This is a genomic window from Streptomyces sp. NPDC050535 (assembly GCF_044457665.1).
In the GTDB taxonomy this organism is placed as follows: Bacteria; Actinomycetota; Actinomycetes; order Streptomycetales; family Streptomycetaceae; genus Streptomyces.
On sequence record NZ_JBITHE010000002.1, the window covers coordinates 436,038 to 452,833 of the forward strand.

The 16,796-nt window shown below is 71.6% G+C and carries 13 protein-coding genes; 6 read left to right on the top strand and 7 right to left on the bottom strand.

What is annotated here, in order from left to right; translation table 11 throughout:
* Positions 1-63: 63 nt before the first annotated feature.
* Positions 64-1,557, bottom strand: coding sequence for a sodium:solute symporter (locus ACIBLC_RS06895; protein ID WP_399209670.1), 1,494 nt, complete (start codon positions 1,555-1,557; stop codon positions 64-66).
* 179 nt (positions 1,558-1,736) lie between these two features.
* Between ACIBLC_RS06895 and ACIBLC_RS06900 the strand changes: the two genes are divergently transcribed.
* A complete protein-coding gene (locus ACIBLC_RS06900) occupies positions 1,737-3,485 on the top strand; it encodes a PucR family transcriptional regulator (RefSeq protein ID WP_399209894.1) in 1,749 nt (582 codons plus the stop codon).
* A 463-nt stretch (positions 3,486-3,948) separates the two neighbouring features.
* Positions 3,949-6,012, top strand: a complete 2,064-nt coding sequence (locus tag ACIBLC_RS06905; RefSeq protein WP_399209671.1) for a glycoside hydrolase domain-containing protein — start codon at positions 3,949-3,951, stop codon at positions 6,010-6,012.
* A gap of 83 nt (positions 6,013-6,095) precedes the next feature.
* Here ACIBLC_RS06905 and ACIBLC_RS06910 read toward each other — a convergent pair whose 3' ends face one another.
* A complete protein-coding gene (locus ACIBLC_RS06910) occupies positions 6,096-6,437 on the bottom strand; it encodes a DUF5713 family protein (RefSeq protein ID WP_399209673.1) in 342 nt (113 codons plus the stop codon).
* A gap of 138 nt (positions 6,438-6,575) precedes the next feature.
* On the opposite strand from ACIBLC_RS06910, the gene ACIBLC_RS06915 reads away from it, so the two are divergent.
* Positions 6,576-7,364: a phosphatase gene (locus tag ACIBLC_RS06915; RefSeq protein ID WP_399209674.1), complete on the top strand. Its 789-nt coding sequence runs from the start codon at positions 6,576-6,578 to the stop codon at positions 7,362-7,364.
* Between the two features lie 18 nt (positions 7,365-7,382).
* On the opposite strand, the gene ACIBLC_RS06920 is transcribed toward ACIBLC_RS06915, so the two are convergent.
* The 5 genes from ACIBLC_RS06920 to ACIBLC_RS06940 all read right to left on the bottom strand — a co-directional run bounded on the left by ACIBLC_RS06920 (position 7,383) and on the right by ACIBLC_RS06940 (position 12,006).
* On the bottom strand, positions 7,383-8,069 hold the full coding sequence (locus ACIBLC_RS06920; RefSeq protein ID WP_399209675.1) for a maleylpyruvate isomerase N-terminal domain-containing protein: 687 nt from the start codon (positions 8,067-8,069) through the stop codon (positions 7,383-7,385).
* 108 nt (positions 8,070-8,177) lie between these two features.
* Positions 8,178-9,155, bottom strand: a complete 978-nt coding sequence (locus ACIBLC_RS06925) for a cation diffusion facilitator family transporter (protein WP_399209676.1) — start codon at positions 9,153-9,155, stop codon at positions 8,178-8,180.
* 24 nt (positions 9,156-9,179) lie between these two features.
* Positions 9,180-10,046: an acyl-CoA thioesterase II gene (gene tesB, locus ACIBLC_RS06930; protein ID WP_399209677.1), complete on the bottom strand. Its 867-nt coding sequence runs from the start codon at positions 10,044-10,046 to the stop codon at positions 9,180-9,182.
* A 35-nt stretch (positions 10,047-10,081) separates the two neighbouring features.
* Positions 10,082-11,239 carry an acyl-CoA dehydrogenase family protein gene (locus ACIBLC_RS06935; protein WP_399209678.1) on the bottom strand — a complete coding sequence of 386 codons (1,158 nt, stop codon included), beginning with the start codon at positions 11,237-11,239 and terminating at the stop codon, positions 10,082-10,084.
* Positions 11,240-11,412: 173 nt separating this feature from the next.
* Positions 11,413-12,006: a TetR/AcrR family transcriptional regulator gene (locus tag ACIBLC_RS06940; RefSeq protein WP_399209680.1), complete on the bottom strand. Its 594-nt coding sequence runs from the start codon at positions 12,004-12,006 to the stop codon at positions 11,413-11,415.
* An 86-nt stretch (positions 12,007-12,092) separates the two neighbouring features.
* On the opposite strand from ACIBLC_RS06940, the gene ACIBLC_RS06945 reads away from it, so the two are divergent.
* Genes ACIBLC_RS06945 through ACIBLC_RS06955 form a run of 3 tightly spaced genes read left to right on the top strand, consistent with a single transcriptional unit; the run spans position 12,093 to position 16,792 of the window.
* Positions 12,093-13,712, top strand: a complete 1,620-nt coding sequence (locus ACIBLC_RS06945; RefSeq protein ID WP_399209681.1) for a carboxyl transferase domain-containing protein — start codon at positions 12,093-12,095, stop codon at positions 13,710-13,712.
* A gap of 39 nt (positions 13,713-13,751) precedes the next feature.
* The gene (locus tag ACIBLC_RS06950) at positions 13,752-15,833 is read left to right on the top strand and encodes an acetyl/propionyl/methylcrotonyl-CoA carboxylase subunit alpha (RefSeq protein ID WP_399209682.1); all 2,082 of its coding nucleotides are present in this window, start codon (positions 13,752-13,754) and stop codon (positions 15,831-15,833) included.
* Positions 15,830-16,792, top strand: coding sequence for a hydroxymethylglutaryl-CoA lyase (locus ACIBLC_RS06955; protein ID WP_399209683.1), 963 nt, complete (start codon positions 15,830-15,832; stop codon positions 16,790-16,792). The genes ACIBLC_RS06950 and ACIBLC_RS06955 overlap by 4 nt, the downstream gene beginning before the upstream one ends.
* Positions 16,793-16,796 lie beyond the last annotated feature (4 nt).

Here is a 16,796-nt window from a genome sequence, read left to right on the forward strand (position 1 = left end):
ACGCACCATCGCGTATGTACAGCTAAGTCCATCTAAGTACAACTAAGCGCAGCTGATACGACTCTACTGGTGGACAGGGACGGGTTCGGACAAGGGTTCGGCACCGCGGCCCGCGAGGCGCTCCCGCCAGGCGGCCAGCACGGCGGCGTCGGTCGCGGGCGTGGCCAGCGAGACGATCACGTACACGGCGAGCGAGGAGAGCAGTCCGTAGTAGACGGGCTCGTTCGCGAGAATGCCGTACGTCGCCATCAGGCCGATGACGGCGACGCCGCCGACCACGACGGCGGCGAGCGCGCCCTGCGCGGTGCCGCGCTTCCAGAGCAGTCCGCCGAGGATCGGGACGAGGAGTCCGCCGACGAGCAGGTTGTAGGCGACGGTCAGCGCCTCGACCACGTTGTTCAGCGCGATCGCCGTACAGATCACCCCGATGCCCATGATCAGGATGAAGACCCGGTTGCCCCGGACCTCGTCGCGCTCCTCAGCGTCCTTGGCACCGGCACCGGCACCGGCACCGGCACCGGCACCGGCGCCGCTCCGCAGCCGCGACCAGATGTCGTTGTTGGCGACGGTGGCGCACGCGATGAGGGCGCCGGAGGAGGTCGACATCACGGCGGCGAGGGCGGCGGCGAGCACCAACCCCCGCACCCCGACCGGGAGTTCGTCCTTCACTATGGTCGCGAAGGCGGCGTCGGCGCTGGGCAGCGTCGGGTACATGACCTTGGCCGCCGTACCGATGACGGCGCCCGCGACGGCGTACACCAGGCAGTACGTGCCGGCGACCGTGCCGCCCCACTTGGCCGTGGTGTCACTGCGCGCGGTGAACACGCGCTGCCAGATGTCCTGGCCGATCAGCATGCCGAACGTGTAGATGAGCACGTAGGTGAAGATCGTCTCGCCGCCGATGCCCAGCGGGTCGAAGTACTCGGTGGGCAGCTTCGCCCTCATCTCGCTGAACCCGCCGGCCTTGACCACGGCGATGGGCAGGAGCAGGAGCAGCACACCGATGGTCTTGACGACGAACTGCACCATGTCGGTGAGCGTGATCGACCACATGCCGCCGAGCGTCGAGTAGGCGACGACGATCGAGCCGCCGAGGACGATCGCGAGCGTGCGGTTCATGTCGAAGAGGACGTCGAAGATCGTGGCGTACGCGATGGTCGAGGTGACGGCGAGCATGAGGGTGTACGCCCACATCACGACACCGGAGATGACTCCCGCGCGGCCGCCGTAGCGGAGGTCGAGCATCTCGGAGACGGTGTAGACCTTCAGCCGGGCGATGCGGGCGGAGAAGAAGACGGACAGCGCGAGGAGTCCGAGGCCGATGGTGAAGACCATCCAGGCACCGGAGATCCCGTACTGGTAGCCGAGGCCGACCCCGCCGATGGTGGACGCGCCGCCCAGCACGATGGCCGCCATGGTCCCGGAGTACATGGCCGGTCCCAGCCGCCGGCCCGCGACGAGGAACTCGCTCTTCGACTTGGCGCGGCGCATGCCCCACCAGCCCATGGCCAGCATGCCGGCCAGATAGACGACGATCACTGTGTAGTCGACGGCCATGGGGTCTCCTCCGGGCGCTCGGTGGCGTGTCGTGCGGGTGGTGGGTGGGGAGCTGGGGGTTCTGGCCGGTGGCTGGTCGCGGGGACATCCGCCCGTACCCGCGGCTGCCGGCGGTCACGACACTAGGTGGCCGGAAAGAGACACTGAAGTGTACGTTTCATCCATTGCTGCTTAACCGGATGGAGGGAACGTCCACCATGCCGGACGCGTCGGCCCCACCTGTCACGCCCGTACCGCCGACTCCGCCCGTACCGCTCTCCGCGCTGCTGGCCCGGGAGGATCTCGGCCTGGTCCGGATCGCCGGACCGTCCGAGGGGGACACGGTGATCCACTGGGCGCACACCTCGGAGATGGCGGACCCGTACCCGTATCTGCTGGGCGGCGAGCTGCTGCTCACCGCCGGGGTGCACATCCCGGAGGCGGCGGGCTCGGGTACCTACTTCGACGACTACGTCTCCCGCATCGTCGCCGCGGGGGGCGCGGCCCTCGGTTTCGGCCTGGCCCCGGTCCACGACACCGTCCCGCGCGCCCTGGTCGCGGCCTGCGACAACTACGGCCTGCCGCTCCTCGAGGTCCCGCCCCGGACCACCTTCTCGGCCGTCGCCCGCGCGGTCTGGCAGCTCATGGCCCAGGCCCGGCACACGGAACTGCGCCGGGTGACGGAGGCCCAGCAGAGCCTCGCCGCGGCCGCCGCCCGCCCGGATCCGGTGCCGGCGGTGCTGCGGCAGCTCGCCCAGCGGGTGGGGGGCTGGACCGTGCTGTACGGGCCGGAGGGGGCGGAGCTGGCGCGCGCGGGGAGGGTGGTGAAGGCGGAAGTGGCGGAGGGGGCCGCCGTGCTGTCGCCGGCCGTGCGGGCGCCGCTCGCGCGGCCGTCAGCCGGGCAGACGCAGGCCGTCCGCCCCCCGGCCGCGGAAGCGGCATCGGCCGCGCAAGCTGCATCGGCCGCGCAAGCTGCATCGGCCGGACAGACACCTGCCGAGCAGGCCCCGGCCGGACAGACCCCGACCGGACAGACCCCGACCGGACTGACCCCCGCCGAGCAGGCCCTCGCCGCGCTGGCCCGGGTCGTGCGGCCGTCGGGGACGCGGGCGGGACCCCCGCGCTCACCCTCGCCCTCGTCCGCCACGGACACCATGGACGGCACGCACCTCGCCGCCTACGCCCTCGGAGCCGGCCGGGGTTTCGTGCTCGGGGTCGGCGCGCCGGGCCGCGAACCCGGGGACCACACCATCGCCTCCGTCGCGGCGGTCCTGCTCTCCCTGCTCACCGGCGAGCACCAGAGCGGGAGCGGGGCGGCACGGTCGGCGGCGCTGGTGCGGCTGCTCCTCGGGGCCTCGCCGGAGGCCGTCGCGCCGTTGCTGGGCGGCGGGGAGCGGTGGGTCGTCGTGCACGCGCGGCCCGCCGGGGACGGCCCCGCGCCGGACACCTTCGCCGCGTCCGCGCTCGGGGCGGCGCTCGGCTCCACGCTGGTCGACGCGGACGGCGACGTCGTACGTGTCCTGGTGCCCGACGACCGGGCGGTCGCCGCGCAGCCCGACTGGACCTGCGGCGTCAGCGCGCCCGCCGGACCGCACGAGTGGACGGCGGCCGACACGCAGGCGGCCCGTGCGCTGGGCCGCGCCCGCGCCACCCGCGCCGCGCTGGTCCGGCACGGCGAGCGCGCCGCGCTCGCCGACCTCGTCCCCCCGTCCGACGCCGAGGCGTACGCCCGCACCCTCCTCGCGCCCGTCGCCGCCAACGCCGCCCTCACCGAGACCCTCCGCACCTGGCTCTCCCTGCACGGCAGTTGGGACCGCACGGCGGTCGCCCTGTCCGTCCACCGCAACACGGTCCGCCAACGCATCGCCCGCTGCACGTCGTTGCTGGCGGCGGACCTCGACGATCCTGATGTACGGATGGAGTTGTGGTTCGCGTTGCGGAGCGATTGAGTACCGGGTCCTTGATATCAGGACGTGGTTCTCTGCCGTAGTTCACACCGCGGGGACGGACGACCGCGCCTTCGAGCCGGCCGAAGGTCAGTCGGCGGTTCCGCTGAGCGAACTGCCTGGCTGCCTTGCGGAGTAGACGCGAGGCCAAGTCCCTGTGCACCCATTGGGAACGACTTCCCCAGCAGCCCCTTCTATGGTGATCAGGCAGTTCCGGCGGAACCACTCCGACCCAGCAGGCCGCCTGGATGCACTCGACGACGCACAGGGGGATGCGTCTTCCCACGCCCATGATTCGCTCGCGACGCCGTGCCCCGGCACGGTCGCGCTCGTAGCGCCCTTCCATTTCACCGAAGGACATTCGGCGCGCCCCTTCTGACGCGCGCTCTTCTTCGTTCCTCGGTCGGCGCTGCGCGAATCGTTCTCCCCCGCTGACATCCGAATCCGGCAAGAGGTAGGGACACGCATGCCATTACGTACGAGGAGCAACAAGGGCCCCGGGCGCAGGAGATCCCGAAGAGCGACCGCGGCCACCGTACTTCTGACTCTCGGTCTGGCCGCGCTCGGCGGTGCTCCCGCTCAGGCGGAGCCGGCACCCGCGGCGAAGCAACTGGTCTACCAGGGACACCGGTTCACGGTACCGAGCTCCTGGAAGGTCGTGGACCTCGCCAAGAACCCGACCGCCTGCGTACGGTTCGACCAGCACGCGGTGTACCTCGGGCAGCCGGCCGCCGACCAGGACTGCCCCAGCCACGCCGTGGGACGCACCGAGGCCCTGTTGGTCGAGCCCGCCGCCAACCCGGCGGACCGGCAAGGCACCGTGGCCAGGCCCGACGGGCGCGAGTACCGCGCCAAGGCGGCCGACGTGAGCATCACCGCCACGTACGACACGAACCCGGCGCTCGTCCGCTCCATCCTGACCGGCGCCGACGTCCCGACGGCGGCACCCCGTGTCCAGGAGTCGGAGGAGTCCCCGGGGCTCCTCGCGGCGGAGGCCACCGCGGCCGCCCTGCCCGCCACCGCCACCAACTACACCGGCAAGGGCTTCGACACCTGTGCCGCGCCCTCGTCCGGCGCCATGAGCAGCTGGCAGGCGAGTTCGCCGTACAGCGCGGTGGGCATCTACATCGGCGGCTCGCAGCGTGCCTGCAGTCAGCCGAACCTGACGGCGAGCTGGGTGCAGCAACAGGCCGACGACGGCTGGCGGTTCGTTCCGATCTACGTCGGCACGCAGGCCTCCGGCATCACCTCGCCCGCGAGTCAGGGCATCGGGGCCGCGAACGACGCCATCAGCAACGCCACCGCCCTTGGATTCGGGCCCGGGTCGACGCTGTACTACGACATGGAGGCGTACTCCTCGTCGTACACCTCCAAGGTGCTGACGTTCGAGTCGGCCTGGACCGAGCAACTGCACGCCCGGGGTTACCACTCCGGGATCTACAGCAGCAGCAGTTCCGGCATCAAGGACCTGGTCGACAACTACAGCGGCTACACCATGCCGGACGTCATCTTCGACGCACTGTGGAACGGGGTCGCCGACACCGCCGATCCGGTCGTGCCCAGCTCGCGCTGGAGCAACCACCAGCGGATCCACCAGTACTCGGGCGGCCACAACGAGACCTGGGGCGGTACGACGATCAACATCGACCAGGACTACCTGGACGTCCAGATCTCCACGGACACCGCCACTCCGCACGGGCGGGTGTGGGACCGGGCGCGTCCGGACGGCGGCCCGTGGGACCCCACCGCCAACCTGATCGACGAGGGCGGCGCCGTCAACGCTGTCGCCGCGGCCGGTCTCCCCAACGGCACGATGCACGTCCAGGCCCTCGTCAACGGCGAGATCTGGGACCGTACCCGCTCCGCCACCGGCACCTGGGGCGCCAGCTCCATGATCGACGGCCAGGGCGCCATCACCGACGTCGCCACCGCCGCGCTGCCAGACGGGACCCTGCATGTGCAGGCCGTCGTGAACGGTGAGATCTGGGACCGTACGCGGGCCGCCAACGGCACCTGGAGCAACAGCACGAAGATCGACGCGGGCGGAGCCGTCACCGACCTCGCCTCGGCCGCGCTGCCCGACGGCACCCTGCACGTACAGGCCCTCGTCAACGGCGAGATCTGGGACCGCACCCGCGCCACCAACGGCACCTGGGGCGCCAGCTCCCGCATCGACGCGGGCGGAGCCGTCAAGGACGTCGCGGCCGGCGCCCTGCCCAACGGCACCCTGCACGTGCAGGCGCTGGTCAACGGCGAGGTGTGGGACCGCACCCGCGCCGCCACCGGCACCTGGGGCGCCAGCAGCCGGATCGACGCGGGCGGAGCCGTCACGCAGATCTCCTCCGCCGGCCTGCCCAACGGTGACCTCCATGTCGAGGCCGTCGTCAACGGTGGTGTCTGGGACCGGGTCCGCAAGGGCACCACCGGCAACTGGAGCGTCAGCAGCCTGGTCGACAACAACGGTGCCATCTTCGGCACCTACGCCACCGCCACACCCGACGGCACCCTCCACATCGGCACCAACGCCTGACACGGCGCCGCGGGGCACTCGCGGAACGCTGGTGCCCCGCCCCCTCCCATCCCGCGGCGTCGAAGCCGCGCGCAGACCGCGTGTCACCACTCCCGGGCCGCCACCAGCTCCTCCGCGTCGGCGTCGGCGAATCCATAGGCGGAGGCGACGAACGAGAAGTCCTCCGCTATCTCCTCGCGGGCGACGGTCTCGATCTCGCTGCCCGCCGCGTCGAACTCGGCCTCCAGCGCGTTGAACCCCTCCGTCGCCGCCTCCGTGAGCACGTACAGCGCGACCAGGTCCGCGGGCCGCTCCGTCTCGATCCGCTCGCACAGGGCCAGCAGGATCGCCCGGCCCTTGTCCAGCACCTGGTCCGGGTAGTAGTCGTCGCCGTACAGCGCTCTCAGAAAGGCGTACTCCCGCACCCGCTGGTTCGTGATCGACACAGTGATCCCCGCATTCCTCGAAGAGCCGACGCGCCGATCCTGCACCACGGCACTGACAACCCCTCCCTCACGAGTGACCCGTATCCCAGCGTTCGGGACATCCGGGTCGCACACCGGCGCCGACGGCACAATGGACCTATGCCGATACCCGGGATCCCCAGCCGCCAAGAGCTCGTCGACCACCTCGTCAGAACGCGTATCGCGGGTGATGTGGCCACGCCCCGCGAGAACAACCTCTCTCACTACCGCAAGCTGGCGAACGGCGAGCGCAACTGGTGGCTCGGTCTCGAGCTCGGTGACCGCTGGACCGACGAGCAGGACGTGCTCGCGGTGATGGCGGAGCGCTGCGGCGTGAACGACGACCCGGAGTACCGCTACGGGCAGGACACCATCGACCCCGAGCTGACGGCCGACGCCCTGGACCGGGCGGCGGCGCGGCTCCGCAAGGCGGCCGACGGCGCCCAGATCGTGCTCCTGGCGACCGGGCACCCGGGCGGTCTGCTCGACGTGCACCGCGCGACCGCCGCCGCCCTGCGCACGGCCGGCTGCGAGATCGTGGTCATCCCTGACGGGCTCCAGACCGACGAGGGCTACGTGATGCAGTTCGCGGACGTCGCGATGCTGGAGCACGGCGCCACGCTCTGGCACACCCATTCGGGCGAGCCGATGCGCGCGATCCTGGGCGGTCTGGAGCGGGAGGGCCGGCCGCTGCCCGACCTGGTCGTCGCCGACCACGGCTGGGCCGGCTTCGCGGGCCAGCAGGGCATCGACTCCATCGGGTACGCCGACTGCAACGACCCCGCCCTGTTCCTCGCCGAGTCCGAGGGCACCCTCCAGGTGGCCATCCCGCTGGACGACCACGTCACCAGCCCGCGGTACTACGACCCGATGACGGCCTATCTCCTGAACGCCGCCGGGCTCTCCTAGGCCCCCAGGGGGGAACAGCTAGATCCCGGCGATCGACGCCGGCGCCCGCTCCGCCCGTGACAGCCCCCGCAGTACGTTCACCGTCCCGTGCCGCCGGACCGCGAGGTGGCCCAGGAGTTCCACCACCGGTTCGGTGACGTGGCCGGGCAGTTCGGGGGTCGGGATGCCCACGCTGAAGGCCAGGTCGTCGGCGTGGACGACGAGTTCGAGCAGGCGGGTGAGCAGGAAGTCGTCGAGGCCCAGGGCCCAGCCGTTCCAGGACGGCATCCCGAGCGGCCTCGGCGGCGCGGCGGGCACCTCGGGCAGTCGGGTGCGCAGGCGGTCGAGGGCGGCCCCGGCGCGTGCGGCGAGCGCCTCGGGTCCGAGCACGGCCGCCGCCTCGCCGCCACGGCGGATCCGGACATGGACCGCGCTGCCGGTGTCCTCGCCGATCCACGTCACCCGCGTCATGAAGTAGTCGCGCAGTGACACGATCTCCCCGTCGGCCGGCGGCGCGTCCAGTGCCTCCGGGATGAAAAGGATCTGCCAGGCGGTGTGCCCGGCCAGTCCCCCGACGGTGTACTCCCGCAACGCGCTCGGCTTCTCCCACGCCTCGACGACGGCGGGCTCCCCGAGCAGTTCCACCATGGACGTCGCCGCGTCCAGGAAGGCCTCCCGGACCCCCGGCCCGCGCCAGTTCCAGCTACCGCCGTCCACCCCGGTCATGCCGCCCCCTCAGCTGAGTGTCCTGTGCACGCCATCCTGCCGTGCGCGGGGCCCCGCACAGGTCCGGTTGGCGAGAAAGAGGCGGGAAAGGACCATGGAAACGGCCGGTCACGGCCAGGGGTTGAGCCCCTCCTCGCGGCGTTGCGCGTACCCCGGTGTCGGGTCCAGGTACACCCGGCTCACCATGGGGAACACCTCCCGCAGCCGCTGCTCCGCCTGCTCGCAGGCCCACTCGATCTGGGCGGCGGTCGACACGTCCCGGAAGTCGACCTTCGCGGCGACCAGCGCCTCGCGCGGCCCCTGCACGAGTGTCGTCAGCTCCAGTACGGCCTCGATGTGTTCCGACGCGAGCAGTTCGGCCTGGATCCGCTCCCGGACCGGCCCGGGCAGCGGGCGCCCGATGAGCAGCTCCGCGTTGGACCGGCCCAGCACCCAGGCGACGTACAGCAGGAGTACGCCGATGCACAGGGACGCGATGCCGTCCCAGACGCCGGAGCCGCTGAGCTGTCCGCCGAGCAGCCCGCCCGCGGCGAGCAGCAGGCCCACCAGCGCGGCCGAGTCCTCCAGGACGACGGCCTTCACGGCGGTGTCGGGGGTGTGCCGGAGGTAGAGCTTGAAGGAGGCCTTCATGCGCTTCGCCTCGCCCCGAGCCTGGCGTACGCCGGTGCGCAGGGAGTAGCCCTCCAGGAGGAAGGCGACGGCGAGCACGATGTACGAGATCAGCGGGTCGCCGAGTTCCTCGCCCGCGACGAGGGTGTGGATGCCGTCGTAGAGCGAGAAGACCGCGCCGCCGACGAAGGTCGCGACGGCCGCGAGGAGCGCCCAGATGTAGCGCTCGGGGCCGTAGCCGAGCGGGTGTCCCTCGTCCGCCGGTTTCTCGCTGCGCTTCAGCGCGGCCAGCAGCATCACCTCGGTGACCGTGTCCGCCACCGAGTGCGCCGCCTCGGAGAGCATCGCGCTGGATCCGCTGATCACGCCGGCGACGGCCTTGGCGAGCGCGATCCCGAGATTGGCCACGGCGGCGACGAGCACCGTGAAGGTGCTCTCGCCGCCGCCGTTGTCGTCCTGTTCCGAAGCGTCAGCCATGCCTCAAGTCTTACCGGCCCGCGCTCACCGCGGGATACGGACCACGCCTTCCTGGATCACCGATATGGCCAGCCGCCCGTCCTGTGTGTAGATGCGGGCCTGGCCCAGGCCCCGCCCGCCCGACGCGGACGGCGACTCCTGGTCGTACAGCAGCCACTCGTCGGCGCGGAAGGGCCGGTGGAACCACATCGCGTGGTCGAGGGAGGCCCCGACGACGTCGCCGACGGCCCAGCCGCCGCGTCCGTGGGCGAGGAGCACGGAGTCGAGGAGCGTCATATCGGAGACGTAGGTGGCGAGGCAGACGTGCAGGAGCGGGTCGTCGGCGAGCTTGCCGTTGGCGCGGAACCACACCTGCGAGCGCGGTTCGCGCGGCTCCCCGTACCTGCCGTGCGGCGGGTCGTCCACGTAGCGCAGGTCGACCTCGGCGCGCGCCTGAAGGATCTTGGCCCTGACCTCGGGGTCGAGGTGCTCGTAGGACCTCATCCGTTCCTCCGCCGTCGGCAGGGTGACGGGGTCGGGCGCGGGCGGCATCGGCGTCTGGTGGTCGAAGCCCTCCTCGTGCCTCTGGAAGGAGGCCGAGAGGTGGAAGATCGGCTGCCCGTGCTGGACCGCGACGACCCGGCGGGTGGTGAAGGAGCGGCCGTCGCCGATGCGGTCCACGGTGTAGACGATGGGCGCGCCGGGGTCGCCCGGGCGCAGGAAGTACGAGTGGAGGGAGTGGGCGAACCGGTCGTCGGGGACCGTACGCCCCGCGGCGACGAGCGCCTGTGCCGCGACCTGTCCGCCGAAGACTCGTGGGACGACGGCGGACCTGGACCGGCCGCGGAAGATGTTCTCCTCGATCTGCTCGAGGTCGAGCAGATCGAGGAGAGACTGAAGTGCCTGACTCATGGAGCCATTTCTACTGACCGGTGATTTCGGGGGTCTTACAGGCCCATGTTCTTGGCGATGATCGACTTCATGATCTCGCTGGTGCCGCCGTAGATGCGGTTGACGCGGTTGTCCGCGTACAGGCGGGCGATCGGGTACTCGTTCATGAAGCCGTAGCCGCCGTGCAGCTGGAGGCAGCGGTCGATGACGCGGTGCGCGACCTCGGTGCAGAACAGCTTGGCGCTCGCGGCCTCGGCCGCGGACAGCTCGCCCTGGTCGAGGGCGTCCAGGGCGCGGTCGGCGACGGCCTGGGCGGCGTCCACCTCGGCCTGGCAGGCGGCCAGTTCGAACTTGGTGTTCTGGAAGTGCGAGACCGGCTTGCCGAAGACGGTGCGCTCCTGGACGTACTCCTTGGCGAACCGGACGGCCGCCGCGGCCTGCGCGTAGGCGCCGAACGCGATGCCCCAGCGCTCGGAGGGCAGGTTGCCGCCGAGGTAGTAGAAGCCCTTGTTCTCCTCGCCGAGCAGGTCCTCGACCGGCACCTTCACGTCGACGAACGCGAGCTCGGCGGTGTCGGAGACCTTCAGGCCCAGCTTGTCGAGCTTGCGGCCGATGGAGTAGCCCTCGGCCTTGGTGTCGACGGCGAACAGCGAGATGCCGTGGCGGCGGTCCTCGGGCGTCGGGGCGGAGGTGCGGGCGCAGACGATCACGCGGTCGGCGTGCACGCCACCGGTGATGAAGGTCTTGGAGCCGTTGAGGACGTAGTGCGTGCCGTCCTCGGAGAGCTTCGCGGTGGTCTTCATGCCCGCGAGGTCGGAGCCGGTGCCCGGCTCGGTCATCGCCAGGGCCCACATCTCCTCGCCGGAGACGAACTTCGGCAGGAAGCGCTTCTTCTGCTCGTCGGTGGCGAGCGCCTTGATGTACGGCAGGCCGAGCAGCACGTGCACACCGGAGCCGCCGAAGGAGACACCCGCGCGCGCGGTCTCCTCGTACATCACGGCCTCGAACCGGTACGAGTCGATGCCCGCGCCGCCGTACTCCTCGTCCACGCGGATACCGAAGACGCCGAGCTCGGCGAGCTTGTAGTAGAAGTCGCGCGGAGCCTGGCCCGCGGCGAACCACTCGTCGTAGACGGGGACGACCTCGGCCTCGATGAAGGCGCGAAGGGTCTCCCGGAACGCCTCGTGGTCCTCGTTGAACACAGTACGGCGCACCGCCGGCACCTCTCTGCGCCTAAGCCGGCGCCGCTCTCGCGTATGGGGTCGCTCGCCTCGGGGGTTCCTCGGTCGATGGCCACCGTCCCAGGCTAAGCGCTTGCTCAGCTCCAGGTTACCGGGCAGTCACGACCGTCGTCCAGAGGAGGCGAGGAGCCGCCCCGAGACGCTCGTCACGCTCCCGCGGCCTCGAAGGCCCCCCGCGTCATCCGGTGCAGCAGCGCGGCGGTGGCCGCGCGGCCCGGCAGCGCGCCCGGGCGCCCCAGGTGGGGCGTGGAGTTGAGCAGCCCGAAGACCGAGTGCACGGCGGAGCGGGCGGTGGGCTCGGCCAGCGCCGGATAGACCTCGCGCACGACCTCCACCCACAGCTCGACGTACTGCCGCTGGAGCTGGCGTACGAGCTTGCGGTCGCTGTCGCGCAGGCGGTCCAGCTCGCGGTCGTGCAGGGTGATCAGGGGGCGGTCGTCGAGCGCGAAGTCGATGTGCCCCTCGATGAGCGAGTCGAGGACCCGCTCCGGGGGGTTCCCGTCGACCTCGGCGACCCGCCGCTTGGCGCCGGTCAGCAACTGGCCGCTGATCCCCACCAGGAGCTCGGCGAGCATCGCGTCCTTGCCGGGGAAGTGCCGGTACAGACCGGGGCCGCTGATGCCGACCGCGGCCCCTATCTCATCCACTCCCACGCCATGGAAGCCGCGCTCGGCGAACAGCCGGGCGGCCTCCTTGAGGATCTGCTCGCGACGGGTGGGTGCGTCGGTTCTCGTGGCCATGGAAGTAATTCTAGACAGGAAGGTTAGCGGTCGTTAACCTGGAGGAAACGCGTTAACGCTCATTAACAAGGTGAGGGGTCCGCGCCATGCACCACGAGGCACCGGAGCTGACGAGCGCGGGCGATCCCGCGTCGGAGGCCTGGCGGGCCAACGAGGCGGCCCATCGCGCGCTGGGCGAGGAGCTGCGGCAGAAGCTGGCCGCCGCCCGACTCGGCGGCGGCGAACGGGCTCGGGAGAGGCACACCGCGCGCGGCAAGCTGCTGCCGCGCGACCGGGTCAACACGCTCCTGGACCCGGGATCACCCTTCCTGGAGCTGGCCCCGCTCGCGGCGGACGGGCTGTACGACGGACAGGCACCGGCCGCCGGGGTGATCGCCGGAATCGGGCGGGTGAGCGGCCGTGAGTGCGTGGTCGTCGCCAACGACGCGACCGTCAAGGGCGGCACGTACTACCCGATGACGGTGAAGAAGCACCTGCGCGCCCAGGAGGTGGCGCTCGAGAACCACCTCCCCTGTGTGTACCTGGTGGACTCCGGCGGCGCCTTCCTCCCCATGCAGGACGAGGTCTTCCCCGACCGCGAGCACTTCGGCCGGATCTTCTACAACCAGGCGCGGATGTCGGGCGCCGGCATCCCGCAGATCGCCGCCGTCCTCGGCTCCTGCACGGCGGGCGGCGCGTATGTGCCCGCGATGAGCGACGAGGCGGTGATCGTGCGCGGCCAGGGCACGATCTTCCTCGGCGGCCCTCCCCTGGTGAAGGCCGCCACCGGCGAGGTCGTCACCGCCGAGGAGCTGGGCGGCGGCGAGGTCCACGCGCGCGTGTCGGGCGTCACCGACCACCTCGCCGAGGACGACGCGCACGCGCTGCGGATCGTCCGGAACATCGCGGCCACCCTCCCCGCGCGCGGGCCCCTGCCCTGGGCGGTCGCGGAGTCCGTCGAGCCGAAGGTGGACCCGCACGGGCTCTACGGCGCGGTGCCGGTCGACTCCCGCACCCCCTACGACGTCCGCGAGGTCATCGCGCGCGTGGCGGACGGCTCGCGCTTCGCGGAGTTCAAGGCGGAGTTCGGACAGACCCTGGTCACCGGCTTCGCGCACATCCACGGCCACCCGGTCGGCATCGTCGCCAACAACGGCATCCTGTTCTCCGAGTCGGCCCAGAAGGGCGCCCACTTCATCGAGCTGTGCGACCAGCGGGGCATCCCCCTGGTGTTCCTCCAGAACATCTCGGGGTTCATGGTCGGCCGTCAGTACGAAGCGGGTGGCATCGCCAAGCACGGCGCCAAGATGGTGACGGCGGTGGCGTGCACGCGCGTGCCGAAGCTCACGGTCGTGATCGGCGGCTCGTACGGCGCGGGGAACTACTCGATGTGCGGCCGGGCCTACTCCCCGCGCTTCCTGTGGATGTGGCCGGGCGCCAAGATCTCCGTGATGGGCGGCGAACAGGCCGCGTCGGTCCTCGCGACCGTCAAGCGCGACCAGTCGGAGGCCCGCGGCGAGTCCTGGCCCGCCGAGGACGAGGAGGCCTTCAAGGATCCGATCCGCGAGCAGTACGAGCGCCAGGGCAACGCCTACTACGCGACGGCCCGTCTCTGGGACGACGGCGTGATCGACCCCATGGAGACCCGGCAGGTGCTGGGACTCGCGCTGACCGCCTGTGCCAACGCGCCACTGGGTGAACCCCGGTTCGGCGTCTTCCGGATGTGAGGGACGACTACTGATGCCGGATGTAAGGGACGATTGCTGATGTTCGACACCGTGCTTGTGGCCAACCGGGGCGAGATCGCCGTCCGGGTCATCCGTACGCTGCGGTCGCTCGGCGTGCGCTCGGTGGCCGTCTTCTCCGACGCGGACGCCGACGCCCGGCACGTCCGCGAGGCCGACACGGCGGTACGGATCGGTCCGGCGCCCGCCGCCGAGAGCTATCTGTCGGCCGGCCGGCTCCTGGAGGCCGCCGCGCGCACGGGAGCCCAGGCCGTCCACCCCGGTTACGGCTTCCTCGCGGAGAACGCGTCCTTCGCGCGGGCCTGCGCGGACGCCGGACTCGTCTTCATCGGGCCGCCCGCGGACGCCATCGCGCTGATGGGCGACAAGATCCGCGCCAAGGAGACGGTGCGGGCGGCCGGCGTCCCGGTGGTCCCCGGCTCCTCCGGCAGCGGGCTGACGGACGCGGAACTGGCCGCCGCCGCCCGCGAGATCGGCATGCCGGTACTGCTGAAGCCGTCGGCGGGCGGCGGCGGCAAGGGCATGCGGCTGGTGCGCGAGGTCCCCCTCCTCGCCGAGGAGATCGCCGCCGCCCGGCGCGAGGCCCGCGCCTCCTTCGGCGACGACACCCTCCTGGTGGAGCGCTGGATCGACCGCCCCCGGCACATCGAGATCCAGATCCTGGCCGACGGAGGGGGGCACGTGATCCACCTCGGCGAGCGCGAGTGCTCCCTCCAGCGCCGCCACCAGAAGATCATCGAAGAGGCGCCGAGCGTGCTCCTGGACGCCGGCACCCGCGCCGCGATGGGCGAGGCCGCGGTCCAGGCGGCCCGCTCGTGCGGCTACGAGGGCGCGGGCACGGTGGAGTTCATCGTGCCCGGCGGCGACCCCTCCTCGTACTTCTTCATGGAGATGAACACCCGCCTCCAGGTGGAGCACCCGGTCACCGAGCTGGTCACCGGCCTCGACCTGGTGGAGTGGCAGCTGCGGGTCGCCGCGGGCGAGCGACTGCCGTACGCGCAGGAGGACATCACCCTCACCGGGCACGCCGTGGAGGCCCGGCTGTGCGCCGAGGACCCCGCGCGCGGCTTCCTTCCCACCGGGGGCACGGTGCTGATGCTGCACGAGCCGCAGGGCGACGGCGTGCGCACCGACTCGGGGCTCAGCGAGGGCATGGAGGTCGGCAGCCTGTACGACCCGATGCTGTCCAAGGTCATCGCGTACGGGCCGGACCGCGCGACCGCGCTGCGCAGGCTCCGGGCCGCGCTGGCACAGACGGTGACGCTGGGGGTGCAGACGAACGCCGGGTTCCTGCGGAGGCTGCTCGCGCACCCCGCGGTGGTCGCCGGTGAGCTGGACACCGGGCTGGTGGAGCGGGAGGCGGACTCGCTGGTGTCGGCGGAGGTGGCGGAGGAGGTGTACGCGGCGGCGGCACTGCTGCGCCAGGCGGCCCTCGGGCCCCGCGTCTCCGGCTGGGTGGATCCGTTCTCCGTGCCGGACGGCTGGCGCCTGGGCGGCGAACCCGCCTGGACAGCACACCACTTGCGGGTGCCCGGGCACGAGCCGGTGACCGTCCGGGTGCGCGGCACGGCCGACGGCGCCACCGAGGTGCTCCTCGACGACGGGAAACCACCCCTGCGCGTCCCCGGAGCCCTGGGGGAAGGCCCGTCCCGGTTCACCTTCCAGCTCGACGGCATCACCCACAGCTTCGCCGCCCTGCCGGAAGGCACCTGGCTGGGCCGCGACGGCGACGCCTGGCAGGTGCGCGACCACGACCCCGTGGCCGCGTCCCTCACCGGCGCCACGCAGGCCGGGGCCGACTCGCTCACCGCGCCCATGCCCGGGACGGTGACCGTGGTGAAGGTCTCCGTGGGGGACGAGGTGACCGCCGGGCAGGCCCTTCTGGTGGTCGAGGCGATGAAGATGGAGCACGTCATCTCCGCGCCGCACGCCGGGACCGTGAGCGAGCTGGACGTCACGCCGGGCACCACGGTCGCCATGGACCAGGTCCTGGCGGTCGTCACGGCGGCAGAGCTCTCGGAGCCCGCGGATTCCTCGGAGCCCGCGGAAGCCTCGGCGGCGTCGGATCCCTCGGCGCCGTCGGAGCGAGGGGTGACGGCATGAACACCTCCGAACTCGGCCTTCCCATGGTCGTACCGGCCCAGGGCCTCCCCCCGAGGGTGCGGATCCACGAGGTCGGCCCGCGCGACGGACTCCAGAACGAGAAGGCGACCGTCCCGACCGAGGTCAAGGCCGAGTTCGTCCGGCGGCTGGCCGACGCGGGCCTCACCACCATCGAGGCCACCAGCTTCGTCCACCCGAAATGGGTTCCCCAACTGGCGGACGCCGAGGCGCTGTTCCCGCTCGTACGGGATGTGCCGGGCGTCCACCTTCCCGTGCTCGTCCCGAACGCGCACGGCCTGAACCGGGCTCTCGCGCTCGGCGCCACCCGGGTGGCCGTCTTCGCCAGCGCCACGCAGTCCTTCTCCAGGGCCAACCTGAACAGGACGGTCGACGAGGCGCTGGCCATGTTCGAGCCGGTGGTGGCCCAGGCCAGGAAGGACGGGCTGCACGTGCGCAGTTACGTCTCCATGTGCTTCGGCGATCCCTGGGAGGGCGCCGTCCCCGTCCATCAGGTGGTCCGGGTGTGCAAGTCCCTGCTGGACATGGGCTGCGACGAGCTGAGCCTCGGCGACACCATCGGCGTGGCGACGCCGGGCCATGTGTGGAGCCTGCTCGCCGAGCTCAACGAAGAGGGTGTGCCGACCAGTTCGATCGGCGTGCACTTCCACGACACGTACGGGCAGGCGCTCACCAACACCCTGGCCGCGCTCCAGCACGGCGTCACGACCGTCGACGCCTCCGCGGGCGGCCTCGGCGGCTGCCCGTACGCCAAGTCCGCCACCGGCAACCTCGCCACCGAGGACCTCGTGTGGATGCTCCAGGGCCTCGGTATCGACACCGGGGTCGATCTCGGCCGTCTCACCGCCACCAGCGTGTGGATGGCCGGCCAACTGGGCCGACCCAGCCCGTCCCGCACCGTCAAAGCGCTCGGTGGAACCACACAGCCCCACAAGGAGTGACCCT